The organism is Streptomyces herbicida, from assembly GCF_032656585.1.
Classification (GTDB): Bacteria; Actinomycetota; Actinomycetes; order Streptomycetales; family Streptomycetaceae; genus Streptomyces; species Streptomyces herbicida.
Genome location: NZ_JAUYWJ010000006.1, coordinates 41,158 through 66,326, shown reverse-complemented (window position 1 = coordinate 66,326; position 25,169 = coordinate 41,158). Strand labels below are relative to the sequence as shown.

At 70.0% G+C, this 25,169-nt stretch carries 26 protein-coding genes; 16 read left to right on the top strand and 10 right to left on the bottom strand.

Annotation, left to right across the window (positions count from 1 at the left end):
• Position 1: 1 nt before the first annotated feature.
• Both Q8A52_RS14750 and Q8A52_RS14745 read right to left on the bottom strand, forming a co-directional pair.
• Positions 2 to 1,930 (bottom strand): maleylacetate reductase and hydroxyquinol 1,2-dioxygenase domain-containing protein, encoded by a 1,929-nt coding sequence (locus Q8A52_RS14750; RefSeq protein WP_316752003.1) that lies wholly within the window; start codon positions 1,928 to 1,930, stop codon positions 2 to 4.
• Positions 1,931 to 2,098: 168 nt separating this feature from the next.
• Positions 2,099 to 2,413 (bottom strand): hypothetical protein, encoded by a 315-nt coding sequence (locus Q8A52_RS14745; RefSeq protein ID WP_316752002.1) that lies wholly within the window; start codon positions 2,411 to 2,413, stop codon positions 2,099 to 2,101.
• A gap of 307 nt (positions 2,414 to 2,720) precedes the next feature.
• On the opposite strand from Q8A52_RS14745, the gene Q8A52_RS14740 reads away from it, so the two are divergent.
• Positions 2,721 to 3,713, top strand: coding sequence for a serine/threonine-protein kinase (locus Q8A52_RS14740; RefSeq protein ID WP_316751999.1), 993 nt, complete (start codon positions 2,721 to 2,723; stop codon positions 3,711 to 3,713).
• Positions 3,714 to 3,758: 45 nt separating this feature from the next.
• On the opposite strand, the gene Q8A52_RS14735 is transcribed toward Q8A52_RS14740, so the two are convergent.
• Entirely contained in the window at positions 3,759 to 6,089 is a 2,331-nt protein-coding gene (locus Q8A52_RS14735) for a SpoIIE family protein phosphatase (protein WP_316751996.1), read from the bottom strand.
• A gap of 391 nt (positions 6,090 to 6,480) precedes the next feature.
• Here Q8A52_RS14735 and Q8A52_RS14730 point away from each other — a divergent pair, with 391 nt between their 5' ends.
• The 5 genes from Q8A52_RS14730 to Q8A52_RS14710 all read left to right on the top strand — a co-directional run bounded on the left by Q8A52_RS14730 (position 6,481) and on the right by Q8A52_RS14710 (position 10,272).
• Complete coding sequence (locus Q8A52_RS14730) at positions 6,481 to 6,711, top strand: response regulator transcription factor (protein ID WP_263215444.1); 231 nt, start codon at positions 6,481 to 6,483, stop codon at positions 6,709 to 6,711.
• Between the two features lie 532 nt (positions 6,712 to 7,243).
• Positions 7,244 to 8,179 carry a polyprenyl synthetase family protein gene (locus Q8A52_RS14725; RefSeq protein WP_316751988.1) on the top strand — a complete coding sequence of 312 codons (936 nt, stop codon included), beginning with the start codon at positions 7,244 to 7,246 and terminating at the stop codon, positions 8,177 to 8,179.
• Positions 8,176 to 9,102: an endonuclease/exonuclease/phosphatase family protein gene (locus tag Q8A52_RS14720; RefSeq protein WP_316751986.1), complete on the top strand. Its 927-nt coding sequence runs from the start codon at positions 8,176 to 8,178 to the stop codon at positions 9,100 to 9,102. The genes Q8A52_RS14725 and Q8A52_RS14720 overlap by 4 nt, the downstream gene beginning before the upstream one ends.
• 304 nt (positions 9,103 to 9,406) lie before the next feature.
• Complete coding sequence (locus Q8A52_RS14715; protein ID WP_316751984.1) at positions 9,407 to 9,841, top strand: MarR family winged helix-turn-helix transcriptional regulator; 435 nt, start codon at positions 9,407 to 9,409, stop codon at positions 9,839 to 9,841.
• Entirely contained in the window at positions 9,838 to 10,272 is a 435-nt protein-coding gene (locus tag Q8A52_RS14710; RefSeq protein WP_316751982.1) for a hypothetical protein, read from the top strand. The genes Q8A52_RS14715 and Q8A52_RS14710 overlap by 4 nt, the downstream gene beginning before the upstream one ends.
• 28 nt (positions 10,273 to 10,300) lie before the next feature.
• Here the strand turns inward: Q8A52_RS14710 and Q8A52_RS14705 are convergent, their stop codons facing one another.
• A complete protein-coding gene (locus Q8A52_RS14705) occupies positions 10,301 to 10,816 on the bottom strand; it encodes a hypothetical protein (protein WP_316751979.1) in 516 nt (171 codons plus the stop codon).
• A gap of 173 nt (positions 10,817 to 10,989) precedes the next feature.
• Between Q8A52_RS14705 and Q8A52_RS14700 the strand changes: the two genes are divergently transcribed.
• A complete protein-coding gene (locus Q8A52_RS14700) occupies positions 10,990 to 12,411 on the top strand; it encodes a lamin tail domain-containing protein (RefSeq protein ID WP_408649199.1) in 1,422 nt (473 codons plus the stop codon).
• A 65-nt stretch (positions 12,412 to 12,476) separates the two neighbouring features.
• On the opposite strand, the gene Q8A52_RS14695 is transcribed toward Q8A52_RS14700, so the two are convergent.
• Positions 12,477 to 13,238 carry an SDR family oxidoreductase gene (locus Q8A52_RS14695; RefSeq protein WP_316751977.1) on the bottom strand — a complete coding sequence of 254 codons (762 nt, stop codon included), beginning with the start codon at positions 13,236 to 13,238 and terminating at the stop codon, positions 12,477 to 12,479.
• A 139-nt stretch (positions 13,239 to 13,377) separates the two neighbouring features.
• On the opposite strand from Q8A52_RS14695, the gene Q8A52_RS14690 reads away from it, so the two are divergent.
• Together Q8A52_RS14690 and Q8A52_RS14685 are read left to right on the top strand one after the other, a co-directional pair.
• On the top strand, positions 13,378 to 14,205 hold the full coding sequence (locus tag Q8A52_RS14690; RefSeq protein ID WP_316751974.1) for a helix-turn-helix transcriptional regulator: 828 nt from the start codon (positions 13,378 to 13,380) through the stop codon (positions 14,203 to 14,205).
• Positions 14,206 to 14,253: 48 nt separating this feature from the next.
• Entirely contained in the window at positions 14,254 to 14,427 is a 174-nt protein-coding gene (locus Q8A52_RS14685) for a hypothetical protein (protein ID WP_316751972.1), read from the top strand.
• Positions 14,428 to 14,429: 2 nt separating this feature from the next.
• Here the strand turns inward: Q8A52_RS14685 and gcvH are convergent, their stop codons facing one another.
• Positions 14,430 to 14,825, bottom strand: coding sequence for a glycine cleavage system protein GcvH (gene gcvH / locus Q8A52_RS14680; RefSeq protein ID WP_316751969.1), 396 nt, complete (start codon positions 14,823 to 14,825; stop codon positions 14,430 to 14,432).
• A 327-nt stretch (positions 14,826 to 15,152) separates the two neighbouring features.
• On the opposite strand from gcvH, the gene Q8A52_RS14675 reads away from it, so the two are divergent.
• The 7 genes from Q8A52_RS14675 to Q8A52_RS14645 all read left to right on the top strand — a co-directional run bounded on the left by Q8A52_RS14675 (position 15,153) and on the right by Q8A52_RS14645 (position 22,764).
• Positions 15,153 to 15,956 (top strand): NAD-dependent epimerase/dehydratase family protein, encoded by an 804-nt coding sequence (locus Q8A52_RS14675; protein WP_316751967.1) that lies wholly within the window; start codon positions 15,153 to 15,155, stop codon positions 15,954 to 15,956.
• Positions 15,957 to 16,093: 137 nt separating this feature from the next.
• Positions 16,094 to 16,603: an AMIN-like domain-containing (lipo)protein gene (locus tag Q8A52_RS14670; protein ID WP_316751965.1), complete on the top strand. Its 510-nt coding sequence runs from the start codon at positions 16,094 to 16,096 to the stop codon at positions 16,601 to 16,603.
• 155 nt (positions 16,604 to 16,758) lie between these two features.
• Positions 16,759 to 18,327 (top strand): cellulose binding domain-containing protein, encoded by a 1,569-nt coding sequence (locus tag Q8A52_RS14665; RefSeq protein WP_316751963.1) that lies wholly within the window; start codon positions 16,759 to 16,761, stop codon positions 18,325 to 18,327.
• Between the two features lie 276 nt (positions 18,328 to 18,603).
• On the top strand, positions 18,604 to 19,548 hold the full coding sequence (locus Q8A52_RS14660; protein WP_316751961.1) for an MBL fold metallo-hydrolase: 945 nt from the start codon (positions 18,604 to 18,606) through the stop codon (positions 19,546 to 19,548).
• A 146-nt stretch (positions 19,549 to 19,694) separates the two neighbouring features.
• The gene (fxlM, locus tag Q8A52_RS14655; RefSeq protein WP_316751960.1) at positions 19,695 to 21,998 is read left to right on the top strand and encodes a methyltransferase, FxLD system; all 2,304 of its coding nucleotides are present in this window, start codon (positions 19,695 to 19,697) and stop codon (positions 21,996 to 21,998) included.
• A gap of 132 nt (positions 21,999 to 22,130) precedes the next feature.
• Complete coding sequence (locus tag Q8A52_RS14650; RefSeq protein ID WP_316751958.1) at positions 22,131 to 22,436, top strand: hypothetical protein; 306 nt, start codon at positions 22,131 to 22,133, stop codon at positions 22,434 to 22,436.
• Between the two features lie 46 nt (positions 22,437 to 22,482).
• A complete protein-coding gene (locus tag Q8A52_RS14645; RefSeq protein WP_316751956.1) occupies positions 22,483 to 22,764 on the top strand; it encodes a hypothetical protein in 282 nt (93 codons plus the stop codon).
• 14 nt (positions 22,765 to 22,778) lie between these two features.
• Here the strand turns inward: Q8A52_RS14645 and pqqE are convergent, their stop codons facing one another.
• The 4 genes from pqqE to pqqA form a co-directional block, all read right to left on the bottom strand.
• Positions 22,779 to 23,870 carry a pyrroloquinoline quinone biosynthesis protein PqqE gene (pqqE, locus tag Q8A52_RS14640; protein WP_316751954.1) on the bottom strand — a complete coding sequence of 364 codons (1,092 nt, stop codon included), beginning with the start codon at positions 23,868 to 23,870 and terminating at the stop codon, positions 22,779 to 22,781.
• Positions 23,867 to 24,139: a pyrroloquinoline quinone biosynthesis peptide chaperone PqqD gene (gene pqqD, locus Q8A52_RS14635; RefSeq protein ID WP_316751952.1), complete on the bottom strand. Its 273-nt coding sequence runs from the start codon at positions 24,137 to 24,139 to the stop codon at positions 23,867 to 23,869. The genes pqqE and pqqD overlap by 4 nt, the downstream gene beginning before the upstream one ends.
• Positions 24,136 to 24,852, bottom strand: a complete 717-nt coding sequence (gene pqqC, locus Q8A52_RS14630; protein WP_316751950.1) for a pyrroloquinoline-quinone synthase PqqC — start codon at positions 24,850 to 24,852, stop codon at positions 24,136 to 24,138. Before pqqC ends, pqqD begins: the two co-directional genes overlap by 4 nt.
• A gap of 76 nt (positions 24,853 to 24,928) precedes the next feature.
• The gene (gene pqqA, locus Q8A52_RS14625; protein WP_316751948.1) at positions 24,929 to 25,084 is read right to left on the bottom strand and encodes a pyrroloquinoline quinone precursor peptide PqqA; all 156 of its coding nucleotides are present in this window, start codon (positions 25,082 to 25,084) and stop codon (positions 24,929 to 24,931) included.
• Between the last annotated feature and the right edge of the window lie 85 nt (positions 25,085 to 25,169).

Sequence of the window (25,169 nt, the reverse complement as noted above, 5' to 3'; positions counted from 1 at the left end):
GTCAGTCGGCCAGGGGGGCGATGCGGAAGGTGTAGTCGAGGCGGCGCCACTCCCCCTCGACCCGGTGGCCGTCGGGGGTGGGGCCGGACTGCGGCGTGAAGTCGACGACGAGCTCGTCCTTGACGCCGAAGACGGTGTCGCTGTCCAGGTGGGCACCGCCCGCCACGAACAGCTGCGTGACGAGCCTGCGATGGCCCGGCGCGTCGACCATGAAATGGAGGTGGGGAGCCCGGTAGGGATGGCGGCCGACAGCGGTCAGCATCTGCCCGACCGGCCCGTCGTTGGGGATCGGGTACGGCGAGGGCAGGATCGACCAGAACATGATGCGGCCCTGGTCGTCGGTCCGCAGCCGGGCCCGCAGTACCGGCCCCTCCAGATCGGGGAGTTGGACGTCATAGAAGCCGTCCTTGTTGGACTGCCAGACGTCCACGACCGCGCCCTTGACCGGCATGCCGTCGGTGTCCGTGACCTGTACGTCCACCCAGAGGGGGGTGCCGGGCAGCCCTCCGGAGATGTCGCTGCCGTGCGCTGCCTCGGGCGGACCGGCCACATAGAACGGGCCGAGCACCGCGGACGGAGTGGTGGTGGGCGTACGGGAGTTGGCGAGCAGGTCCACGGCGCTGGAGACACCGAGGGTGTCCGAGAGCAGCACGAACTCCTGGCGGGTCGGCCCGCTGATCTCCCCGGCACGAGTGAGGAAGTCGATGGCGTACTGCCATTCGTCGTCGGTGACATCGTTGGTGGCGACGAACGTGTGCAGGTGCCGGACGAGGTCGCTCAGCAGGGTGCGTACGCGGGGACCGGGCGCCTCGGCGAAGCTGGCCACGACCTGTTCGGTGAGGCGGGCCAGCTTGACCTGAGTGGAGGGGGGACCCTCGGGGCGGCGTCCGTGCCAGGCGCCGGTCAGCAGCTCCGTGATGCCTTCGGTGGTCAGCTCGCGCGGATTCGGGTAGGGCGTGGCGGTGGCCAGTTCGGCCGCGCGGGCCAGGCCGGACTCGGGCATGCCGAGGTCGCGCAGCGAGGTGGGCCCGCCGAGGGAGGCGATCAGGTCGTACACGCCGCCCGGCGCGTCGGCCACGCCCAGGGCATCGGCGATGCGGCGCATCACGTCGGGCACGGCGGGCGCGTTGTAGGCCATGGCGTGCGGCAGGACGACGGTGTGCGTCTCGGCGTGCGGCAGGTCGAAGCTGCCGCCGAGGGTGTGGCACAGCTTGTGGTGCAGTCCCATGCCGACCGTGGCCAGGCAGGTACCCGCGAGCCAGGCCGCGTGCAGCAGGTCGGCCCGTGTCTGCCGGTCGGCGGGGTCGGCGGCGAGGCGGGGCAGTGCCCGCGCGATACGGGAGACGGCATCGAGGGCCAGCCCGTCGGTGACGGGGTTGGCGTCGGCGGAGTACAGCGCCTCCACGGCGTGCGCGAGGGCGTTCACACCGCTGGTCAGCGACATCGCCGGCGGCAGGGAGAGGGTGAAGTCGACGTCGTAGACGACCGTCTCGGGCAGGATCGCCGGCGAGGACTGCGTCATCTTGCGCCCGTCCCGCGTCTCCCCGAGGACGGGGGTCACCTCGGAGCCCGCATAGGTGGTCGGCACGATCAGCTGCGGCAGGCCCGTGCGCAGTGCCAACGCCTTCGACAGGCCGGTCGTCGAACCACCGCCGACGGCCACGAGGCAGTCGGCGCCCGCCTCCCGCAGCACGGTGAGCGCCCGTTCGGTCACGTCCACCGGCGTGTGCATCACGGCCCCGCCGAATTCGGCCGCCACCAGGCCGGCGAGCGCCTCGCGGACCCTTGCGGAGGCCTGTGCGAGCGGCGGGCTGGACAGCAGCAGCACCCGGGATGCGCCGAGCCGCCTCACCTCGTCGGGCAGCCGGTCGGCTGTACCGGCGCCGAAGACCACCCGCGAAGGATGGGATGTGTAGACGAACGTCCGCATGGAGCTCCGCCTCCCGTGTCGGTCGAGATACGGCCTGGTTGACCACCGAGTGTGCGCTCCTATGCGCGCGGAGTCCTGCACGAACGGTGCGTATACCTGCACGAATGGCGCATGCGAAGGGGGCGTGCCCGCGATGGGCGCGCCCCCTCGTGTCCGCGGCGACCGCCACTAGAACACGATGATCACGAAGGATCCGTTGTCGAAGAAGCGGTGGTCGAAGCGGTCACCGAAGCGGTTGCCGAAGTGGTTGCCGAAACAGAATCCGGGGTGGTTGAAGCAGAACCGGCTGTGGTCGAAGCGGAACCCGCCGCGGTCGAAGCAGCGGAAGTCGCTGCGGTCGAAGCACATGTTGGTGGTCACCTGGGTGTGCACGGCGGGGGCTGCCGCTGCGGCCGTGCCTGCTGCGCCGATCGAAGCGCCGCCGGCCATCAGAATGCTGACCGCGGACGCCGCGACGAGACGCCTCGCGCGGTGTGCTCGCATGACGGATGCCCCTTCCTTCCATCGTCTCGCATGACTCTCAGCGTCACGCGAGGGATCGCCGCAGCCGCACAGGGCTGCGGTTGCGGCCCTACTTTCAGTACGTCGGCGGAGCCGTTTGGGATTGCACCTCGAGGAAAAGGACGAGGACGAGGAGAGCCGATCCTGTGCCTGCGTCAAGTCCCGAGCTCTCGGAACATGACCCCCTCGTCCTGCGTGCCCATGCTGCCGGACATAGGGTTTTGGCATGAATGGGCTGCATGCGCAGGCCTGTTCCGGATGACCGTCCGTCGGGACGGGGTGAAGGGTAATGCGCGAGACGTTCGATTTGGTGGGGACGCAGATTGCCGGCTACGAGGTGCTGCGCGAGATCGGACATGGGGGAATGGCGGTGGTGTACTGCGCCAGGGATCTGCGCCTGGACCGGACGGTGGCATTGAAGCTGCTCACCCCGGAAATGGCCCGCAATGACACATTCCGCAAGCGTTTCATGCACGAGTCGCGAGTGGCTGCCGCCATCGACCACCCTCATATTGTGCCGATTTTCGAGGCCGGCGAGAAGGACGGCGTGCTGTACATCGCCATGCGTTATGTATCGGGGTGCGATCTGCGGGCCTTGCTCGACCAGGAGGGCGTACTGAGCGTCGACGCCGCACTCCGTATCGCCGGTCAGGTCGCATCGGCGCTTGATGCCGCTCATGAGCATGATCTGGTGCACCGGGATGTCAAACCGGGCAATGTCCTGGTGGCACAGGGCACGGACAGTGAGCATCCCGAGCATGTTTATCTGACAGATTTCGGATTGACGAAGAAATCCTTGTCACTGTCGGGATTCACCACGGTGGGGGAATTCGTCGGAACGCTGGACTACGTGGCACCGGAGCAGATTTCGGGTCGCCCGGTGGATGGCCGATGTGATCTTTACAGCCTTGCCTGCGTCGTCTACGAGATACTCGCGGGCAGACCTCCTTTCCGTCAGGAAGACGACATTGCGCTGCTCTGGGCCCATCAGTACGACACCCCGCCTTCCCTGAGCGAGATGCGGTCGGAGTTGCCGCCGGAGCTGGATGGTGTGGTCGCGAAGGCGCTCGCCAAGGTTCCCGAGGACCGTTACGGGTCCTGCCTGGAGTTCGCGGGCGCACTGCGGGCTGCTGGTGGCGGTTCCCGTACGGAGTCGCCCGCACCGACTCGCGCCGGTCACCGGACGGTCCCGGCCGTGCGGCGTTCCGATCCGATTCCCGGTCCGCCGGCCTGGGCACAACCGGTCTTTTCTTCGATGCGTCGCCCGGTTCTTGAGCCGTGACTCGCGCGGGAGATCTCGACGTGTTTCAAGCCTCGCTGACGTGTTTCAAACCTCGCTGAGGAACTGCTCGGCCCAGACCGTCTTGCCTGCCGACGTGGGGCGGGCGCCCCAGCGTTGCGAGAGCTGCCCGACCAGGAGGAGGCCGCGTCCTCCCTCGTCGAAGGTGCGGGCCCGCCGCATGTGCGGCGCGGTGTTGCTGGAGTCGAACACTTCGCAGGTCAGGGTGTGGATGTCGTGGATGAGGCGGAGCCGGATGGGGGGTCGGCCGTAGCGGATCGCGTTGGTGACCAGCTCGCTGACCACGAGTTCGGTGATGAACGCGGCCTCGTCCAGGTGCCAGGCGGCGAGCTGGTCGGTGGCGAGCTGGCGCGCGTGGGCGACCATGACAGGGTCGAAGGGCAGGTCCCAGGTGGCGACTCGGTCGGCATCCAGGGCCTTGGTGCGGGCGATCAGCAGGGCGATGTCGTCGTCGGGGCGGTGGGTGAGCATCGAGGTGAGGACCCTGTCGCACACCGCGTCGAGACTCTGGGCGGGGCGGGCGAGGGCGGCGAACATCGTGTCCAGCGAGTCGTCGATGTCATGGTCGCGGGGTTCGAGCAGGCCGTTCGTATAGAGGGCGATCAGGCTGCCCTCTGGCAGTTCGGTCTCGATGGCTTCGAAGGGCAGCCCGCCCAGGCCCAGCGGGGGCCCTGGGGGGACGTCGAGGAAGCGGACGGCGCCGCCGGGGGTGACCACGGCGGGCGGGGGGTGGCCGGCCCGGGCGAGGGTGCAGTGGCGGGAGACGGGGTCGTAGACGGCGTACAGGCAGGTGGTACCGACACCACCGGCGGTTTCGGAGGCGTTGTCGGTGCCTGCCTCCTCGGCGGACAGGTGGATGACGAGGTCGTCGATGTGGCTGAGGAGCTCGTCGGGCGGCAGGTCGACATCGGCCAGCGTGCGGACCGCGGTGCGGACCCGGCCCATCGTGGCGGAGGCGCGGATCCCATGGCCGACGACGTCGCCCACGACGAGGGCGACCCGGGTGCCGGACAGCGGGATCACATCGAACCAGTCACCGCCCACCCCGGCCTGGCTGACGGAGGGCAGGTAGCGGGTGGCGATGTCCATGGCTCCTTGCTCGGGCAGCGTCTGCGGAAGCAGGCTGCGCTGCAGTGCCATGGTGGAGGTGTGCTGCCGCTCCGGGCGGCTGGTGCTGTGGATGCTCGTGGCGGCTTTCGCGGCCAGCTGCTCGGCCAGCCACAGATCGTCCGCGTCGAAGGGGTCCGGACGCTGATGCCGCCCGAACAGGGCCACGCCGAATGAGGTGTCGCCGGCCCGGATCGGCACCACCATCAGCGAGTGTGTCCGGCTGTCGCGGATCCACTTGGCCTGGGGGTCCTCCTGAGCCCAGTGGATGACGACATCCTCGCTGCCCGAGTACACCCTGGCCCGGCCGTTGGCCAGGCACTGGGCGAGCGGCGACTCGGCCGCGCAGCGCCGCGGCCGGTCTGTGCGCCGGGGCGAGGAGTCCTGGTCGGCTACCGCCTGTACGGCGACGCGGCTGAGGGTGAGGCCTACGGCTGACCAGGAGGGGGGCGGCTCGCCGCGCCGGGGGGTGTCGAGCAGGTCGACGGTGCAGGTGTCGGCGAGTCGGGGGACTGCGACGTCGGCGAGCTCCTGCGCGGTGCGATGCGTGTCGGGGCTGGTGCCGATGCCTCGTCCCGCGTCGCTCAGCAGCCGCATCCGCTGCCGGATGAGCTGCTCGGGCGGATGGGAGTGTGCCGTCAGGCTCACGGCTCGTACCTGGCCGGCGGAGTCGCCCAGCGGCACGAGGCCGGCCTGCCAGGTGCGCTGCGGGTCGACGGGGTCCGGGCAGAAGGGGACGTCCTGCGGCTCACCGCCCTCGAGGATGCGTCGCATGCTCGTCTCGGCGTCGTGACTGGCCGCGTGCGGCACGATGTCGGGCAGGCGCAGCCCGCGCATCGTGTCCTCGGTCAGCGAGAGCGCGCGCTCCAGTCCTGCGCTGGCCCGCACCAGTCGCAGATCCTGATCGAAGACCGCGAGGAGGCAGGGAGAGCGCTTGAAGGCCCACTCCGCCAGTGCTGTGCCGGTGTCGGGATGCGACAGGCTCGTCACTGCGGACACGATCAGCCATTCCGCGCGCATGCCCCCCTGTGCGGGGCGACGGTGCGCCAGGACGTGCCGCTCCACCTGGTACCCGTCCCGGTGGCGCAGTACGACGGCGCCGCCCCACCGCCGGCGTTCGGCGGCATCCCGCCACACCCGGCCGACGGTCTCGCCCGGAACGTCGGCGAGCAGACGTGCAGCCTCGTGCCCCACGACCTCCGCGGGCTGGTAACCCAGCAGCAGCCTGGCCCCGTCGCTCCATCCCGTCACGATGCCCTGCTCATCGACGGTGGCCGTAGCGGAATAGGCCCGTGGAGGCACAGCGTGTGCGTGAGCCTGCGCCTGCTTCCTGGGAGGGGTGGGAAGTCGCTCCATCGCCGCTCATCCTTCGCCGAACCTGCCCGGCCGAGGCCCTCTAACCAGCATGATCCTGACGGCCACGGAGCACCAGTCCGCCGTTGTGGGGCCTCGGGCGTCGGCACAGACTCCCGGCCACAGCCCCCGGGGGCCCTGTGACACGCCTGTGACAGATGGCGGACACCGTGATGACGTCGGCCGATCAAAGTATTTGGAAACGGACAAATTGCAGTTTTCGGGCATGTGTCTTGCTTCCGTCGACGTGAGCAGCGATGACCGAGCCGATCTGTCAGAGGAAACCCCCATGAGCCTCACCGCTACTACGCAGCACGACGAAGACACCGTGCCCGCGCTGGCCCCGCGTGAGCGAGAGACCCTGCAACACATCGCCGCGGGTCACACCTACCTGCAAACGGCTCGTCACATGGGACTGTCCAAGCACACGGTCGACGCCTACCTGCGCCGCATCCGCGCCAAGCTGAACATCAACAGCACCGCCGAACTCACCCGGCTGGCGATCTCCCTGGGCCTGTGACCGGCCGGCAAGGTGGGGAGGATCAGGGACTCCACCAGCTTGAGCCGCACGGAGAGGCCGATCGCGCCGAGCGGTCCGGCGATCAGGAAGAGGACCGAGCACCTTCTGCCGCCCCATCCGGTCACCGAAGGGTCCGAACACGAGTCCGCCCAGCGGACGCACGACCAAGGTCGCGGCGAAGGTGGCGAAAGCGAATTCCGTGGCCCACCCGGAGCGCACAGCCCATGCCCAAAGCGAGTGACGAACAGGTACAGGCATGGCTCGCCGAGCTGAGGAAACACCAAGCGATGTGAAGGTGGGCAACTGTATGACTTCCACCCTCGTACGAGTGAGTTGACGCGGGGTCACCAGGGGCAGCCACCGTCCGGACCGCTACGAAGATCACATATAGCCGATGGCTCTGTCCCGTGCTAAGGAGAAGCCCGTGGCTGACGCACCGCCTGCCCCGCCCCCACCTGCACGGTCCGGGCCGGAGGCGGTACTCCGGGGCGAGATCACCCGCTGCGTGCGCCCATGCGGAGCCGGAGTCCCGGTGTTGACGGAAGCATGCGCAGCCGCACTCGACCCGCCGGGCAAGCTGCTGCGGCCCCTGCTGCTCGTGCACAGCGCCCTGGCCGTCGGCGGGGTGCTGGAACAGGTGGTGCCCGCGGCGGCAGGGCTGGAGTGCGCCCATGCGGGGAGCCTCGTCCACGACGACCTCATCGACCGCGACGCCGTACGCCGGGGCAGGGCCGCCGTCCACGCGCGGTTCGGTCCTGGGACCGCGGTGGTGGCCGGGAACTCGCTGTTCTTCGCCTGGTTCGACGCCCTCGCCGAATGCGCCGACCGTGGCGTACCGGCCTCCCGCATCGTCACCGCGATGCGGGTGCAGGCCCGTGCCGGGCGCGAGGCGTGCGAGGGCGCGGCCCGGGAGCTCGCACAGACCGGGGATCTCGGCATCCCGGTCGAGGCGTATCTGGAGATGGCGCGGCTGAAGACGGCGGCACTGTTCTCAGCGGCCTGCCGGATCGGCGCCGCCCTCGCGGGCGCCGGTGAGTGCGAGGCCGCGGCGCTGGCCGGGTACGGCGAGGCGCTCGGCATCGCCTTCCAGATCCGTGACGACCTCCTGCCGTACACCGGCGGCCTGTCGGGCAAGCCGTCCGACAGTGACCTGCGCAACCAGCGGCCCACCCTCCCCGTTCTCCTCGCCCGTGACCACGCCGGCCCGGCGCAGCGCGAACAGCTGGCCCGTGCCTTCACCACTCCACCGGACGAGCGGACCGGGAACCGCATGCGGGAACTGGTCGCCGCGACCGGTGCCCTCCACACCGCGGCCGAGCTGGCGCAGGAGCACATCCGCCGGGCCCTCGCCCACCTCGATGCTCTGCGCGAGACCCCCGCCCGTAACCGCCTCCGTGCCATCGCCGTCGACCGCACGGCCGAGTGCCGCTCCGGCACCGACGACCCGGCGAGCGGGACCCGTACATGACTGGAGACACCGCCCGGGTGGTGAGGTGTGCGACGTTCAACGTGCTGCACGGCCGAAGGCTCCGGCAGGACGGTCGCCCACTCTCCGCACACGCCGAGGCGGCCGGGGCTCCCCTCGCCGAAGCCGTCGCCTCGCTCGACGCCGACGTTCTCGCATTGCAGGAGGTGGACCGTCTCCAGGAGCGGTCCGGGCGCATCGACCAGGCGGCGGCAGCAGCCGCGGCCATGGCGGCCCGGGACTGGCGTTACGCGTCGGCGCTGCACGGACGATCCATTGCGGGCGGGGGCTGGGTCCTCGACCCGGCCGAGCCCGGGCTACGGATGTACGGTCCCGAACACCAACGTGAGAGTGCCGGGCAGCGCGTCCCCTCGCAGGGCGTCGCGCTGCTGTCCCGACTTCCGGTACGCGAGTGGCGGGCCCGCAGGCTCCGCCCGGCGCCCGTCGCCGTCCCGCTGCGGGTGGCCGGACAGCCCGGTCTCACACTGGTGCGGGATCAGCCCCGCGTGGCACTGGCCGCCGTGTTGGAAGGGCCGCGGGGCCCGTTCACGGCAGTCGCCGTGCATCTCTCGTTCGTCCCGGGCTGGAACATCACCCAACTGCTCACAGTGCGCCGATGGATGGCCGACCTGCCTCGACCGCATGTGCTGCTGGGCGACTTCAACCTGATCGGCGCGATTCCCGGGGCGGTGCTCAATGCGGCCGAACTGCTGGAGCGATGCCGTACGGGGTCACGTTTGGACGCGCCCGCGTCGCGCGGCTGGCGCGACCTGGTCCGGACATCGACCTATCCCTCCCATGACCCCCTCGTGCAGTTCGACCACGTCCTGGCGAGGGGAGCCGGAGTGGACCCCGTCGGTGGGGCGCGCACCCCTCGGGCGGAGATCTCGGACCACCGGCCGCTGGTGGTCGAACTGACGCTGTGAACCTCCGAGATCGCGGAGGAGCGTCTCGCGCGCCGACGCACCTTGCACACCGGTCCGCCCATCCCGGAAGTGCTGGACCGTGAGGACTCGGTCGCGCGCGCCCTGCCCCAAGCCCTGTTCGATCTGCGTGCTCGCACGGCGGCAGGCCGTCCTGACACCTACCGGTCCGGGGATTCATGCTGATGTACGACGACCCGACCCGACCATTGCCCTGGGCAGGCGACCTCCTGGAAGCACCGTGAGCCGCGGATGCGACGTCAACCGGCTTGCGAACCGTTAGTGCGATTTCGTAATATCCGAAACCATGAAGTCCGAATCCGTGCCACCTGGACGATCAGTGCTGCTGACGTTGCAGCGCGCAACCCACGCCACCTTGCAGCTGATCACCACCGAACTCGTCGACCTCGACCTGACCGCCTCCGAGATCAACGCACTGGCCAACCTCGCCGACGGCCGAGGCCGCACCGTGTCCCAGCTGGGCGCCGCCGTCGGCATCCGGCCCACAACGCTGACCAGCGTGCTGGACCGGCTGGAACGACGCGGTCACATCACCCGCGGCACACGGGCCGGCGACCGCCGCTCGGTGCTGATCGAACTCACCGAGTCCGGACGCGCCGCGGCAGCCCTGATCGAGCAGACGCTGGCTGACATCGAGAGCCGCGCGCTGGACGGGCTGTCTGCCGATGCGATCGCCGGTTTCCACGCCGTTCTGGACGCCTTGGTCAAGGAGGGGATGTGACCACGAACGGCTACGACGTGAGCGAAGAGCCTTCGCCGTTCACGGAGCTCATGGCCGAGGTGATGGCCACCGCCGAGCGGTTCGGGCACCGCCAGCACGTCCACCTGACGTGGCTGGCCGTCCGCCGCTACGGCACCGAAGCGGCGGTGGACCTGGTCAGCGACGGCATCCAGCGCACCGCCCGCTACGCGGGCGCACCGCAGAAATACAACGCCACCGTCAGCCGCGCCTGGGTCGAGTTGGTGGGCCACCACGCGAACCAGCCGGACACGACCGACTTCGACACCTTCACCGACCAGCACCCCGCGCTGCTCGACAAGAAGCTGCTCACGCGCTTCTACCAGCCCTCGACACTGGCCGGCGCCCTGGCCAGGACCAGCTGGGTCGAGCCCGACCGCGCGCCCTTCCCGTGGCAGCACACCGGCGCATGAGGCCGCACCGGTCGGCGGCGGCAGGAACCTAGGCCCAGGGACGGAACGAGGAGACGTCTTGCGGGAGTTGGTAGTCGGGGTCGAGCTTCTGCCGGATCCGGGACAGTTCGGTGTCCGTCAACTCCCGTACGCCGCAGATGAACACCGTCCACTGCCAGCGGCCGTCCTGCCAGTCGTGCACGAACACCGGCGTGAGCTCCGGTTCCTCCCCCTGCTCGTCCAGGGCCGCGATGTCCTCCGTTGTCATCCGGGCCAGCCCCGGCCATCCGTAGGCGTACGGCGGCTCGCCGTGTCGCCGGCGGACGAGTTTCGCGTGGGGACGCCCGGCGTCCGCGCAGGTCTCGCCGGGCCAGAGGAAGGGTTCCAGGTCGACCACGACGAGCCCGGTGTCCGGGTCACCGTCATCGACGGTGACCCGCTCCAACGGCCATGGCCACCACATCGGAACAGGCGCGAAGACGCACGCGCCGTCATACCGCTCCTGCCACCGCTGCCGCCGCTCGACGAACGCCGCGTCCGCGTCCTCACCCGCCCAGTCACTCATGTGCCCCAGTAAAACGGACGGCTCTGACATCGGTCGGCCGTCCATGCCCTCGGCGTGCGCTCCGCCTCCGATTCGTTCATCGTTCACACGACACTCATTCATCGTAGGGAGCCCGTTCGGTCCGCATCGGAAGGGTCCTGGCGGCCTGTCAGAACGATCCCAGGACGGACTCCGTGATCGAATCACGCGTTCCCCGGTGGCGCCGTAGCCTCCGTCTTCTCCTCACTGCAGTTGTCGGCCCGACGCTGGTCGTCGGCGCCCTGACCGCGTCCCCGGCCCACGCGGCCCCGGCCGACGACATCCGGATCAACGAGGTGGTGACGACCGGTAACGTCAACGACTCGGTAGAGCTCTACAACAAGGGCACCACCACCGTCGACGTCTCGGGATGGGTTCTCAGGGACAACAACAACAGCTCGAAGTACAAGATCGCTTCCGGCACCACGCTGGCCGCCGGCGCGTTCCGGGCCTTCGATGTTCATGGCTCGTTCGGTCTCGGCTCCAGTGACGCGGCGCGCCTCTACCTGCCGGACGGCACGACTCTGGTCGACAGCTTCGGCTGGAGCAGCCACTCCGACCCCTCGTGGTCGCGTTGCCCCGATGGCACGGGCAGTTTCGGCAAGGCCGCGCTGACCCTCGGTGGCCCCAACGACTGCGGCTCCGGCGGGGGGATCACACCGGTGGCGTGGCCGGGCAGCAGTTCCATCACGACCGCCGACGCCTCCAATGTCTTCGGTACGGATCTCAGCGGCCTCTACCAGGAAGGGGGCGTGATGTGGGGAGCGCAGAACAGCGGCAAGCTGTGGCGACTGGTCCCGAACGGCTCCGGTGGCTGGACGCCGGACACTGCCAACGGATGGACGTCCGGCAAGGCGCTCCGGTTCACGAACGGCTCCGGCACCCCTGACAGCGAGGGCGTCACGCTCACCGGCGCCGGTTCCGCCGGGGGCGCGTTCGTCGCGAGCGAGCGCAACGGCGACTCGTCCGGCACCAGCCGACTCTCCGTCCTCAAGTACGACGTCAGCGGGACCGGCACCACACTGACCGCCGCGAAGGAATGGAACCTGACCTCCGACCTCCCGTCCGTCGGGTCCAACCTCGGCTTCGAGGGCATCACTTGGATTCCCGACGCCACCCTGACGGGCGCCGGGTTCAAGGACGAGTCGACCGGCTCGGCCTACAACCCGAGCCTGTACGGCGCGCACACGGGCGGGGTGTTCTTCGTCGGCGTCGAAGGCACCGGCATGATCTACGGTTACGTCCTCCAGGACTCGGGCGCCTTCACCCGCGTCGCGTCCATCAGCAGCGGCCTGGCCGGCGTCATGGAACTCCAGTGGGAGCCGCAGGCTTCGCGCCTGTGGGTCGTCTGCGACGACACCTGCAGCGGCCAGCACCGGACCATGCAGGTCAATACGTCCGGCGTCTTCGCCACCACGGCGATCTACAACCGCCCCACCGGCATGGCCAACCTCAACAACGAGGGTTTCTCGGTGGCCGGAGCGGATGAGTGCGTCGGCGGCTCCAAGCCCGTGTACTGGGCCGATGACAGCAACGACAGCGGCCACGCGCTGCGCAAGGGCACCATCACCTGCTGAACCCGGCGCACCACCGCGGCCCCGGCGAACCTCTCGCCGGGGCCGCAGTCATGTCCTGGTTGGGGTCATTGGGCGCTTGCGGCGGGGCGGACGACGATCTCGTTGACGTCGACCCCCGAAGGCTGGGACACGGCATGGGCAATGGCCTCCGCGACGGCGGACGCGGGCAGTGCCACGGCGCGGTAGGACTTCATGGCCTCCCTGGCAACCGGATCCGAGATGCCGTCGGCGAGTTCGGACTCGGTCACACCCGGGGAGACCAGGGTGACCCGGATGTCTCCGGAGGACTCCTGGCGCAGGCCTTCGGAGATCGCGCGTACGGCGAACTTGGTGGCGCAGTAGACCGCAGCGGTGGGCGAGACCTCGTACGCACCCACGGAAGCGATGTTCACGAAGTGCCCGCCGCCCTGGGCCCGCATCACGGGCAGCGCGGCGGCGATCCCGTGCAGGACTCCCCGCACATTCACGTCGATCATGCGGTTCCATTCCTCGGTCTTCAGCGACTCCAGCGGTGAAAGCGGCATCACTCCGGCGTTGTTGACCACCACGTCCACTCGGCCGTGCTGCTCGCGGGCGGCGGACACGAAGGCCTGGACATCGTCGGCATCCGTGACATCCAGTCGCTGGAAGGCCGCAGTGCCCCCTGCTGCGGTGATTTCCCTCGTCAGCGCATCAAGACGATCGGTGCGCCGCGCGCCGAGAAGCACCATGTGGCCGTCGGCGGCAAGACGGCGGGCGGTCGCCTCGCCGATCCCGCTGCTGGCTCCGGTGACCGCCACGACCTTGGGTGCGTCCGGGGCACGCCTCGCCTCCATGTCCCCTGTCATGACCGACTCCCTTCGTTCGACTGTGTGGATCTGTCCTGCGTCACCGAGTCTGAACAGGCCGAAGACCGCCCACCAGGACGTGTGCTGCCCGGGTGCAGCACACCCAGGCAGCACGCCGCCCCCCCCCTAGCCTGAGGACATGAGCGACAACCACCTGGGCGACTTCCTCCGCGCGCGCAGGGCGGGCCTACGGCCGCGGGACGTCGGCATGGTGAGCCACGGCGCGCGCAGAGTCACCGGGCTGCGCCGGGAAGAGGTCGCCGTCCTGGCCGGGGTGAACGCGGATTACTACGCCCGCCTGGAACAGGGGCGCGAAGGCCATCCCTCGGCCCAGGTGCTCGATGCGCTCGGCCGCGCCCTGCGGCTGGACCCCGATGCCCATGCCCACCTGCACCAGTTGGCCGGGACAACGCCGAGCGGCCGGTTCACCCACATCACGGACCTGGTCAGTCCCGCACTGCGCCAGCTGATGGACGGCTGCCTTGGCGCCCCGGCGTTCGTCATCAACCGGACCCTGGACATCCTTGCCGCCAATGCCCTGGCCGAGGCACTGCACTCACCCTTCGAGCGGGCGGACAATCTGGCCCGTATGGCCTTCCTCGACCCGGCGGGACGGCAGTTCCACGCCCGGTGGAGCTGGACGGCCGAAGCCGTCGTGGGCCATCTGCGCCAGGCTGCCGGTCTCGATCCGGACAGCCCGCGCCTGCGGGAACTCGTCCGCGTCCTCACCCAGCACAGCGCGGAGTTCACCCGTCTGTGGAACACCCACGCCGTGCGTGGCAAGACCCAGGACGCCAAGCACTTCCTCCACCCGGACGTCGGCCCCCTGACGCTGACCTACCAGGCCTTCGACGTACGCGACGCTCCGGGCCAGCAACTCGTCGTCTATCAGGCCGAACCCGGCAGCCCCGGCGCCCACGCCCTGAGCCTGCTCGGCTCCATCCACGCCACTTCCAACCTGAGGTGAGGGCCCGCAGCCACCAGGGCTCTTCTGTGCGGGGTTAGCGGCAAGGGCGTGGTGGAGGACGGAGTCGCTCGGTGGGCGGTCCGGTCGGCGGCGCCGATGTGGCCGTCGGGCCGGACGGCCGTGATCCGGGACGGCGTCCGCCACCGGCATGTGGAACCCCTCGTGCTCGCCTTGGTTCTGCCCGCGGTGGGCGCGGCCGCCGAGTCGGTCGCGCCCACCTGAGGCTAATCGTCGCCCTCGCGGATGTAGTCCTCGTACCCCTTGCTGCTGAGGAGGCCGCTGAGCTCGCTCTTGTCGGTGATCTTGAGCTCGATGAGCCAGCCGTCGCCGTACGGGTCGAGATTGACGTTCTCCGGGCTGTCGTTGAGCTCTTCGTTCAGCGCGGTCACCTGGCCGGAGACCGGTGCGTAGACCTCCGACACCGACTTGACCGACTCGATGGTGCCGAACGGCTCTCCCGCGGTGATCGCACAGTTCTCGGCAGGCAGCTCGACGAAGACGATGTCGCCGAGCTGCTTCTGCGCGTATTCGGTGATGCCGATCCGCACCAGCCCATCACCGGTGGGGAGCACCCACTCGTGCTCCTTGGTGTATTTCAGCTCGGTCGGAACGTATGCCACGGGCGCTCCTCAGGGGCCGTCGTATGCCGAACGGTCATGATCGGCCAGGTCAGTCTGCGGGAGCGGCACGGCCCCACGGCGCACCATCACCCCTACGGTCGCGGTCAGCGTGTTGTCCGGGCCGGTGATCTTTTGCACTGAAGTGCTCGTGCCACCGGAGCCCGCGATTGCGACGGTCTCGTCCGCTCGGCTGGGCTCACACCCGACTGATCTCATCCAGCTCCGCCATCGGCGTGCGGGGATGGCTCCGGCCCCGGCCGGCAGGTCAGTAATAAGTGGTTCGGCCGCCGCGAAGATGCGAGGGTTGTCGCAACCTGGGGAGGCACAGTGGGTCTGGGAACGGTGGCGGTCACGGGCGCGGCGGGGAACATCGGTTCCGTGGTGCGCGAGGCGTTGCGGGGCGAGGCAGCGCGTTTGATCCTGGTCGACCGGGTGCCCTTGCGGCCTCAGGCCGAGAACGAGGACGTCCACACCGTCGACCTCAGGGATGCGGATGCCGTGGAGTCGGCGCTCGCCGGGGCCGACCGCGTGCTCCACCTGGGCGGTGTTCCGGACGAGGCGCCGCTTGCCGACCTGGTCGAAGCCAACGTGCTCGGCACCCATCACGTCCTGGAGGCGGCGCGGCGCGCGGGGATCGGGCGGGTGGTGCTGGCCGGCAGCAACCGTGTGACCGGCTTCTACCCCGTGGGCCATCACACCGGTCCGCAGGAGCCGGTGCGCCCCGACGGTCTCTACGGCGTGAGCAAGGTGGCCGTCGAGGCCCTCGGGCAGCTGTACGCCGACAAGTTCGGACTGTCCGTGATCTGCCTGCGTATCGGCAGCTTCGAGCACAGGCCCAGCGAAGCCCGGCACCTCGCGACCTGGCTGAGCCCGCGCGACGCCGTCGGCTACCTACGTGCCGCGCTGACCGCCCCGCCGTCCACCCGCTTCACCACGGTGTACGCCGTCTCCGCCAACACCCGCCGCTTCTGGGAGCTCCCCGATCCGGCCGTACTGGCATACACCCCGGTCGACGACGCCGAACTCCACGCTGCGGACATTCCCGGAGCGGAGCTTCCTGCCGACCCGGCCGCGCCCCAGGCCGGACCCTATGCCCGACCCGAGTTCACCCTCAGGCACCTCAAGGACTGATCCAGGACCGATCCACTCACCCATCACCGGCGCACGGTCGGATGAGACGCCGTTCGCGGGCTGTGCAACCGTATGGCCCGCTCGGATGTCTCCCCTGGTGAAATCACTGTCCCCTTGCAAGAAGGATCGGGGGCGTCATGCACCACCGTCCACGCCGTACGGCCATCGCTGCCGGAATTCTCCTCACCGCCGCCCTCGGCGCCACGGTTCCCGCCTCCGCTGCCCCGCAGTCCCGGCAGGCTCCCGCGACCGCGCTGGTGGTCAACGCCCGATGGGGCGGGCACTGCACATACGACCGGCTCGTCATCGACGTCCGGGGCACCATGCCCCCGGTCACCGTCAAACCGGTCAAGGAACTCCGCTACGACGCCTCCGGGAAGAAGGTCCCGCTCGCCGGGAGGTACTTCCTGGAGATCAAGCTTTCCCCGGCCGCCGCGCACAACGAGGCAGGCCAGTCCGTGTACCGAGGACCCCAGCTGGTGAAGATCACCTTGCCCGCGCTCAAGGGCCTCGCCCTCACCGGCGACTTCGAAGGTGCGGTCACCTTCGGAACCGCTTTCCGCACCAAGCCCGCCTACACCACGCTCAAGCTCCACTCACCCGAGCGCTTCGTCCTCGACGTCAGGCACGCCAACACCTGTGCCTGACCGCGCCTCCCGGCCCTGCCGTCGCTGAACGGCAGGGCCTTTGTGCTTGACGGACGGTCCGCCGCTCTGTACGTACATGACAGAGCCTTGGTATGGACCAATCCTGCGCAGCCTCGCGCGCCGCTCCGGCGCCCAACCCCCCAGTGGAGGCAGCAATGCGAAGACCGTCAGCACTCATCGCCCTGTTCGTCGGGGCGCTCCTTCTGGTTCTGGCCTCACCCGCCGACGCCGCGGGCTCGGCTACGGCCACATTCTCCAAGTCCTCCTCCTGGGACAGCGGTTATCAGGGCGCGTACACCCTCACCAACGGCGGCACCACCGCACTGTCCGGCTGGACCGTCGAGTTCGATCTGCCCTCCGGCACCACGGTCGGCTCGTACTGGGACGCTCTGCTCACCCAGAGCGGCAACCACTACACCTTCAAGAACCGTGAGTACAACGGCACGTTGGCGCCCGGCGCCGCCACCACGTTCGGCTGGGTGTCCACCGGCACCGGCACACCCGCCAACTGCCGGCTCAACGGCGCGTCCTGCACCGGCGGTTCGGGCGGCAGCGACACCACGCCGCCCAGCGTACCGACGGGAGTGACCGTCGGCGCGGCGACCGGTTCGTCGCTCACCGTGCGGTGGAGCGCCGCCACCGACGACTCCGGATCGGTCGCGGGCTACGAGGTCTCGCGCGACGGCGGCACGCCCGTCACGGTCACGGGAACCTCGTACACCGCCACCGGACTGACGGCCGGCACGAGCTACTCCTTCCGCGTCCGGGCCAAGGACGCGGCGGGCAATGTCTCCGCCTACAGCTCGGCGGTCAGCGGCACCACCACGTCCGGCGGTACCCAGCCGGGCGGTGCCGTGCACACCGCGCCCTATGTCGACATGGGCGCGTGGCCCACCCCGAGCATGCCCGAGATGGCCTCCGCGAGCGGTGTCACGAGCTACACCATGGCATTCATCACCGCCTCGGGCTGCAAGGCGATGTGGTTCAACGCCTATGACCCGCGCGACGGCTGGGCCAGGGACCAGATCGACGCGATCCGGGCCGGCGGAGGGGATGTCAAGGTCTCCTTCGGCGGCGCGTCCGGTATCGAACTGGCCCAGGCCTGTGGCTCGGTGGACTCGCTCTACGCCGAGTACAACGCCGTCGTGAACGCCTACGGCCTGACGTACGTGGACTTCGACATCGAGGGCGCGGCCACCGCTGACCCGGCCTCCGTCACCCGCCGGTCCCAGGCCCTGGCCCGTCTGCAGCAGGCCCATCCGGGACTGAGGATCTCGCTCACCCTCCCGGTGCTCCCCGAGGGCCTCACCGCCGACGGGCTGAACGTGGTCGCGTCCGCCCGCGACGCCGGGGTCGACCTCGACGTCGTCAACATCATGGCCATGGACTACTACCGCAGCGTGGACTACGGCGATGCCGCGCTCCAAGCCGCGCAGAGCACCTTCACCCAGTTGAAGTCGCTCTACCCGGGCAAGACGGACGCCCAGGTGTGGGCGATGGTCGGGGTGACGCCGATGCTCGGCCAGAACGACGACGGCCATGTCTACGACCAGGCCGACGCCCGCCGGCTGGTCGCCTTCGCCCAGGGCAAGCATCTCGGCGAGCTCGCCTTCTGGGAGGCGACGCGCGACCGCAACGCCTGCACGGGTGCCCTGTACCGGTGCACCAACATCCCCCAGTCGCCGTACGAGTTCGCGAAGATCTTCGCGGCGTTCCGAGGTTGACGCCCGTCGACGACCGAGTTGACGACCCGTCGACAGGCCGGGAAGGACATCCTTGCCACGCCAGGCGTACAGCCGTCCGGCGTGGCAAGGGCCCCTCCCGGCCTGTTGGCGATGCCGTATGCCGGCGCGGTCTCGTGGGGATGGCCGACCGGTGGGGTACCGACGGGTCGATCGCCGATGCGATGATCTCGGCGATGTCGCTCGCGACCGGGAGGATGTCGTCGACCTCCTCGTCGCTCCGAGCACACCGCCCACCCACTACGGCAGGAGCCCACCATGAGCACTGTCCACCATGACGTCACCGAGCTTCCCCCGCCGCGGGTCGAGGAGGTCAGCGAGGGCGTGTTCGCCTACATACAGCCCGACGGCAGCTGGTGGATCAACAACACCGGCTTCATCGTGGGCGAACGTGGGGTGATCAGCGTGGATTCCTGCTCGACGGTACGTCGTACCCGCGCCTATCTGGACGCCATTTCCTCCATCACCCCGCAGCCGGTACGGACTCTGATCAACACTCACCACCACGGCGACCACACTTTTGGCAACCATCTGTTCGGTGGGGCCACGATCGTCGGACACGAGGCCACCCGGGCGAACGTACTCGAGTGGGGCGACCCGAAGGCAATCGCTCCGTTCTGGACCGAGGTCGACTGGGGTGACATCGTCCCCGAGCCCCCGTTCCTCACCTACACCGACTCGGTGACGGTCTGGTCCGACGAGCTGCGCGCGGACGTACGCCACGTCGGTGCGGCCGCCCACACGACGAACGACTCGATCGTCTGGCTGCCGGAGCGGAAGCTGCTCTTCAGCGGCGACCTGCTCTTCAATGGCGGCACGCCGTTCCTCCTACAGGGATCCGTGGCCGGTGCCATCCAGGTCCTGGAGGAAGTGATCAAGCCCCTCGGAGCGACGACCATCGTTCCCGGGCACGGCGGTGTCGCCGGTCCCGACCTCATCGACGACGTGCTCGGCTACCTGCGGTTCGTGCAGACCACCGCCCGCGCCGGCCGTGAGGCCGGGCTCACACCGCTGGAGACCGCCCGCGAAGTGGACCTGGGCCCGTACGCCGGCCTGCTCGACCGCGAGCGTATCGTCGGCAACCTCCACCGGGCGTACGCCGAGTTGGAGGACGGCCCCCTCGGCCGACGCATCGACGTCGCCACGGCCATTGCCGACATGGTCACGTACAACGGCGGCCGTCCCCTCACCTGCCTCGCCTGACCCACAACCGGATCCACAAGGACGTGGGTCGTCTCGCCCCTCGTCGCCGTGCCCACGGACGGGCCCGGGCGACGCGGGGCAGACCCGGGCTCCGGACGGAACGGCCGGCGGCCCTGGCCACTTCGACCAGACAGGGAGCCCTCCAGGTGGGACACACCACGCCCGACGAGTGGGACTCGCACTACGCGAGCGGCAAGAGCTTCCGTCCCCTCGGCGACGCCGAGCGCCGGCTGCTCGCCGAGCACGCCCCGGCCACCCCGGGCGGCCGCGCCCTCGATGTCGGCTGCGGGCTGGGCGAACTGGCCCGCCACCTCGCCTCCGCCGGCTACCAGGTCGACGCCATCGACTACGCCCCCGCCGCCCTCACCCATGCCGAAGCCCAGAACACCGCGGCCACGGCGGTCACTTACCGGCTCGCCGACATCGACCGGGACGGCCTCGACGACCTGCCCCACCCCGCCTACGACCTCATCACCTTCCGCCTCAGCTGGGCCTTCGTCCGCGACCGCACCCGCATCATCAACCGCCTGCGCGAACGACTGCGCCCCGGCGGCACCCTCTGCATCATCACACCCGTCACCGAGGCCGCGCCGGACAGCCGGCAGGACATCGCCCTCGACGAGAAGGAGATCTGTCTGCTGCGGGAAGGCTGGACGGTCGCCGAGCGACACGACGCGGACGGGCTCGCCTTCGTCGTCCTGCGTGACCCGGCCCCCACGCGGGTCACCTGCGCCGACAAAGGGCGGCCTTCCCCGCACGCCCTCACCGGGGCCGGCGTCGTCGTCACCGACCCCGCGGGGCGCATCCTGCTGGGTTGGTCGGCTCGGCGCAGTGTGTGGGAGCTGCCCGGCGGCAAGAACGACGGCGACGAGGACTTCCTCGACGCCGCCGTCCGGGAGCTGGAGGAGGAGACCGGGCTGCGGGCGGACCCTGCTGACGTACGGCTGCTGGCGCTCCTGATGGATTCCGTCCACGGCATTCCCCGGATGACGGCCGCCGTTCGCGTCACCACCTACAGCGGCGAACCGGCCGTGACCGAGCCGCACTTGATGAGCCGCTGGGAGTGGCACGAGCCCGCCGACCTGCCCGCGCTCGCCCAGCCGCTGTTCACCCCGAGCGCGCATGTCATCGACACCGTCTGGCCCGGCCTGCTGCCCGGCCTGCCGCCCGTCCACCGCTACCCGATCGCGCCCGCCGAAGTACCCGAGCCCGCCCAACAGGCCCTGGAGGCGGCACGCTTGCGGCAGGCCCTGGCCGACCGGCTGCTGGCCGACGGCCGGATGGACGCCGGCGGCACGATCGAGGCCGCCGTCCGGCGCGTGCCACGTCACCGTTTCCTGCCCGGTGTGGCGCTGGAGGAGGCCCATGAGGCGTACCGGGCTCCGGTCACCAAGCGCTCCGCTCACGGGGCGCCCACCAGCAGCGTGTCGGCACCCTGGCTGCAGGCCGAGATGATCCGTGACGCCGCCCTGCGCCCCGGGGACACCGTGCTCGAGATCGGCTCCGGCGGCTACAACGCCGCCCTCATTCAGGAGGTCGTCGGCCCTCATGGAACCGTGATCAGTATCGACATCGACCCATGGGTCACCGATCGCGCCCGCCGCTTTCTCACCGAGACCGGCTACCACCAGGTACGCGTCCACCTCGGCGACGGTGAGCAGGCTCCGGCACATCTCAGGGAGCCCGGGAGCGTGGCTGCCCTCGTCGTGACCGTCGAGGCCCGCGACATTCCGCCCGCCTGGGTCGACTGCCTCGCCGAGGGCGGCCGTCTCGTGGTCCCGTTGCGCATCCACGGCCACACGTGGACCATGCCCTTCACCAAACGCGGCGCAGTACTGATCGCGGACAGCTACACCGTGTGCGGGTTCGTGCCTCTGCAGGGTCCTGGCTACCGCGACGACGTCGTCACCCGGCTCCGCGATGGAGAGATCACCGTACGGTTCGCCGACGGAACCCCTGCCGGCACCAGCCGCCTCGACGCCGCCCTCGACATGCCCCGCACCGAACGCTGGACCGGCGTGACCATTCCCGGCGACGCGCACTTCGACATGCTGCTGTTGTGGCTGGCGAACAATCTCGGTGACGGGTTCGCCCGCCTCGCCGTCGACGCCGACCTCGACACCGGCGTTCTCCACCGCTCCCGCGGCTGGGACGCCGCCGCCCTGGTCCGCGACGACTCCCTCGCCCATCTCCTCACCCGCACACTGTCCGCCGATGGTTCCGGCCCCAGCCTGTCGGAGTTCGGCGTCCATGCCTACGGCCCGCACGCCGGCGCCCTCGCCGACGCGATGGCCGACCTGGTCATCGCGTGGGACCGCGACGCTCGCTCCACCACCCCCCGACTGCAGGTGCACCCCGCGGAGAGCCCGGACCGTGAGCTGCCCCACGGCTACATCCTCGACAAGCCGCACAGCCGGCTCGTCTTCACATGGGAGTCCAAGACGCGCTGACCCGGTCGGCGGTGCGGCAGGCATGTGCCTCACCCCCTGACCGGCGATCGCCGGGCGGCAGAAGTGGCGCATCGGACCTACGGTGAATCTGGGAGGGGGCAAGCCGAGCCGCGTACTACGAAGGAAGCCGCAATGCAGGAGCACTACGTCTGGGTGACGACGCGCCGCCTTCAGCAGGGCACGCTGGAGGAGTTCGAGCGGGCCTGGCGCCCGGCCCCCGCCCCAAAGGGGCTTCTCCGCGCTTTCGCGTACTGGTCCCGAGACGGGCAGGAGATCACCGGGGTGTCGTTCTGGGAGTCCCAGGAGGCGTGCGATTCCTGGCGGACCTCGGACTCGGAGGCGCAGCGACGGGCGGCCATGGCCCCCTACGTCGTCGAGGAGAGCGAGGGCTTCTACCGTGGCCGTGAACTCACCCTCCCCGGCGCCGGACGAGGGTGACCGCGGCTGCGCGGCGGCTCGGCCGCGAAGCGCCTAGCGTGGACACATGAGCGAGATCGTCGTCGTGTACGAGCTCGACAAGCCGGTGGCGGCGCATACCTCCGCGGCCGGCTCGCCCGGTGCGGAACGGCTCCCCCGCCGGGTGCACGCCGCGCCGGCCGCCCCTGGCAGGCCCGATGCCGCCGGACCGCGGACCCTCTGTGGCAAGGACACCTTCGCCATGGAGAAGGCCCATGGGAAGCCGTCCGAGCACCCTGGGGCTCCCTGGTACCCGGCCGAGTACACGTCCCTCGTCTGCCCCGACTGCGATGCCGTCATGGCGATCTGATCCTTCGCGTGTCGTCAGCGCGTCTTGCGGTCCGCGTACGCCCGGTATTCATAGCCGGACCCGCTTCCCTCCGCGGCCACCGCCTTCTCCACGAGGTGGTGGTCCGGGGACAGGCGGCACGCCGGGTCGGTGCGGGTGGCGTCGCCGGTGAGTGCGAAAGCCTGGCAGCGGCAGCCGCCGAAGTCCTCGTCCCGGCGCGGGCAGCTGCGGCACGGTTCCTGCATCCAGTCCGTGCCGCGGTACTGGTCGAAGGCGCCGGAGTGCTCCCAGATCCACGCGAGCGGCCGGTCCGCGACGTTGGGCGGATCGAGGCCGGGCAGGGTCGCCGCGGCCGGACAGGGCAGCACGGTGCCGTCCGGAGTGACGGTGAGCGACACGGCCCCCCAGCCGCCCATGCACGGTTTCGCGACTCCGTCGACGTAGTCCGGTACCACCCAGACGAGTTCGGCGCGGCCGGCCAGCCGCTCCCGCCACCGTGCCACGGTCTCCGACGCGCGGCGCAGCTGCTCGCGGCTCGGCATGAGTGCGGCGCGGTTGCGCAGGGCCCAGCCGTAGAACTGGGCGTTCGCCAGCTCGATCCGGTCCGCCCCCCACTCCAGCGCCAGTCTCACCAGGGCGTCGATCACGTCGAGATTGTCGCGGTGCAGGACGACGTTGACCCCCAGGGGAAGGCCTGCCTGCCGGATCAGCGCTGCCGCGCGTTCCTTGGCGGCGAACGACCGGCGCCCCGCGATCCGGTCGGAGGAGCCGGGGTCCGCGTGCTGCACCGACAGCTGTACGCTGCGCAGTCCGGCCGCCAGAAGCCCGGCCAGCCGGGCGCGGTCCAGTCCCAGCCCGCTGGTGATGAGCTGCGTGTGGATCCCCGCCGAGTCCGCCGCGGCGACGATCGCCTCAAGGCCGTCCCGCAACAGTGGCTCTCCGCCCGACAGATGGGTGCTGACCACGCCCAGATCCCCGGCCTGTCGCATCACGTCCACCCACTGGTCCGTGGACAACTCACGTGAGCGGCGGGTCAGTTCCAGCGGATTGGAGCAGTACGGGCAGCGCAGCGGGCAGGCGTGCGTCAGCTCGGCGAGCAGGGCCCAGGGCCGTGGAACGCGGCTCACCGCAGCCAGCCCTCGGCCCGCAACCGGCCGAGGAACACCGGGACGTCGGTGGCCACCGGGGATCCGGGGAAGCGTGCCCCCAGTTCGCCGACGATCCGCCGGACGTCGCGCTCACCGTCGCACAGGCCGAGGACGGTGCCGGCCTGCCCGGTCAGCACCACCACGCGTTCCGGCATGACCAGCAGATCCGTGCCGCGCACTCGGTCGTGGCGCAGCATTACGGCAGGGGCGAGTCTGGGGCGCCAGTGCGGCGCGGCTCCCGCCGTCACGAGCAGGTCTCCTGCGGTACGAGGTCCACGGCGTCCAGCAGCGACCACAGGACGTCGCACTTGAACGCGAGCGCCGCCACCGCCTGCTCCTGCTCGGCCCTGCTGCGCGCCCACTTCAGGACCAGTGGCAGCGCTTCTCCGCTGTCCCGTCGCCCCTGCCGGACACGTGTGCGGAAGTAGGCCAGGCCGTCGGGGTCGATCCACGGGTAGTGCCGCTCGAAGGCCGCGATGCGCCGCTCCATGAGGTCCGGAGCCGCCAGTTCGGTCAGGGATGCGGCGACCGCCTCCAGCGGTGACCGCAGCCGGCAGAAGTTGACATATCCGTCGACGGCGAGCCGTACCCCGGGCAGCACGTCCCTGCCGGACAGCAGCACGGTCCGGTCCAGGCCGGCGGCATCGCCCAGCCGCAGCCACCGCTCGATGCCGCCCTCGCCCTCCGCACGGCCGTCGTGGTCCTCGATCCTGCGCAGCCACATGCGCCGCAGGTCCGGGGAGTCGAACTTGGCGGTGATGAGGGCATCCTTGACCGGGATGTGCCGCTGGTAGTGGAAACGGTTGGTGATCCAACGCCGGAGCTCCGCCGGACTCAGCCGGCCCTCGTGCATGCGGATGTTGAACGGATGACGGTCGTGGTAGCGCTTTTCGGCCACCGCCCGCAGCCGTTCCTCGAACTCCTCGCGCGCCCACGGCCGCCGAGCCCCCGCAGCCATCATGGCTGTTCTCCTTCCGTCGGAGGCCGTCTCGATGCCCACTGGGGCCGGCACCCCGAGGATCACGTCCGTGATCGCCCTAACGGGTGGCCAGTGAGTACGCGGTGACTTCCAGGGCGGTATCGACGACCGCGTAGTCGGGTCGCTCCCAGGCCGCTTCGGCTGTGCGCGGGGCTGCTTCGGTGCGGGCTTCCCGCTCGGGACCGCTCGTGGCTTCCATGGCTTCGTTCGGCATGATGCCTCTCCTTCCGGTGGACGGTGAGGTCCTCACCGCAGCATCCGGAGCCGCTGAGGGTGTGGCAACCGGTGGCGGCCGAACG

Bases quoted from the DNA above. Each gene is read 5' to 3' on its own strand.
- Q8A52_RS14750 (WP_316752003.1), bottom strand. From the start codon at position 1,930: ATGCGGACGTTCGTCTACACATCCCATCCTTCGCGGGTGGTCTTCGGC.
- Q8A52_RS14745 (WP_316752002.1), bottom strand. From the start codon at position 2,413: ATGCGAGCACACCGCGCGAGGCGTCTCGTCGCGGCGTCCGCGGTCAGC.
- Q8A52_RS14740 (WP_316751999.1), top strand. From the start codon at position 2,721: ATGCGCGAGACGTTCGATTTGGTGGGGACGCAGATTGCCGGCTACGAG.
- Q8A52_RS14730 (WP_263215444.1), top strand. From the start codon at position 6,481: ATGAGCCTCACCGCTACTACGCAGCACGACGAAGACACCGTGCCCGCG.
- Q8A52_RS14720 (WP_316751986.1), top strand. From the start codon at position 8,176: ATGACTGGAGACACCGCCCGGGTGGTGAGGTGTGCGACGTTCAACGTG.
- Q8A52_RS14715 (WP_316751984.1), top strand. From the start codon at position 9,407: ATGAAGTCCGAATCCGTGCCACCTGGACGATCAGTGCTGCTGACGTTG.
- Q8A52_RS14705 (WP_316751979.1), bottom strand. From the start codon at position 10,816: ATGAGTGACTGGGCGGGTGAGGACGCGGACGCGGCGTTCGTCGAGCGG.
- Q8A52_RS14695 (WP_316751977.1), bottom strand. From the start codon at position 13,238: ATGACAGGGGACATGGAGGCGAGGCGTGCCCCGGACGCACCCAAGGTC.
- Q8A52_RS14690 (WP_316751974.1), top strand. From the start codon at position 13,378: ATGAGCGACAACCACCTGGGCGACTTCCTCCGCGCGCGCAGGGCGGGC.
- Q8A52_RS14670 (WP_316751965.1), top strand. From the start codon at position 16,094: ATGCACCACCGTCCACGCCGTACGGCCATCGCTGCCGGAATTCTCCTC.
- Q8A52_RS14665 (WP_316751963.1), top strand. From the start codon at position 16,759: ATGCGAAGACCGTCAGCACTCATCGCCCTGTTCGTCGGGGCGCTCCTT.
- Q8A52_RS14660 (WP_316751961.1), top strand. From the start codon at position 18,604: ATGAGCACTGTCCACCATGACGTCACCGAGCTTCCCCCGCCGCGGGTC.
- Q8A52_RS14650 (WP_316751958.1), top strand. From the start codon at position 22,131: ATGCAGGAGCACTACGTCTGGGTGACGACGCGCCGCCTTCAGCAGGGC.
- Q8A52_RS14645 (WP_316751956.1), top strand. From the start codon at position 22,483: ATGAGCGAGATCGTCGTCGTGTACGAGCTCGACAAGCCGGTGGCGGCG.
- pqqC (WP_316751950.1), bottom strand. From the start codon at position 24,852: ATGATGGCTGCGGGGGCTCGGCGGCCGTGGGCGCGCGAGGAGTTCGAG.
- pqqA (WP_316751948.1), bottom strand. From the start codon at position 25,084: ATGCCGAACGAAGCCATGGAAGCCACGAGCGGTCCCGAGCGGGAAGCC.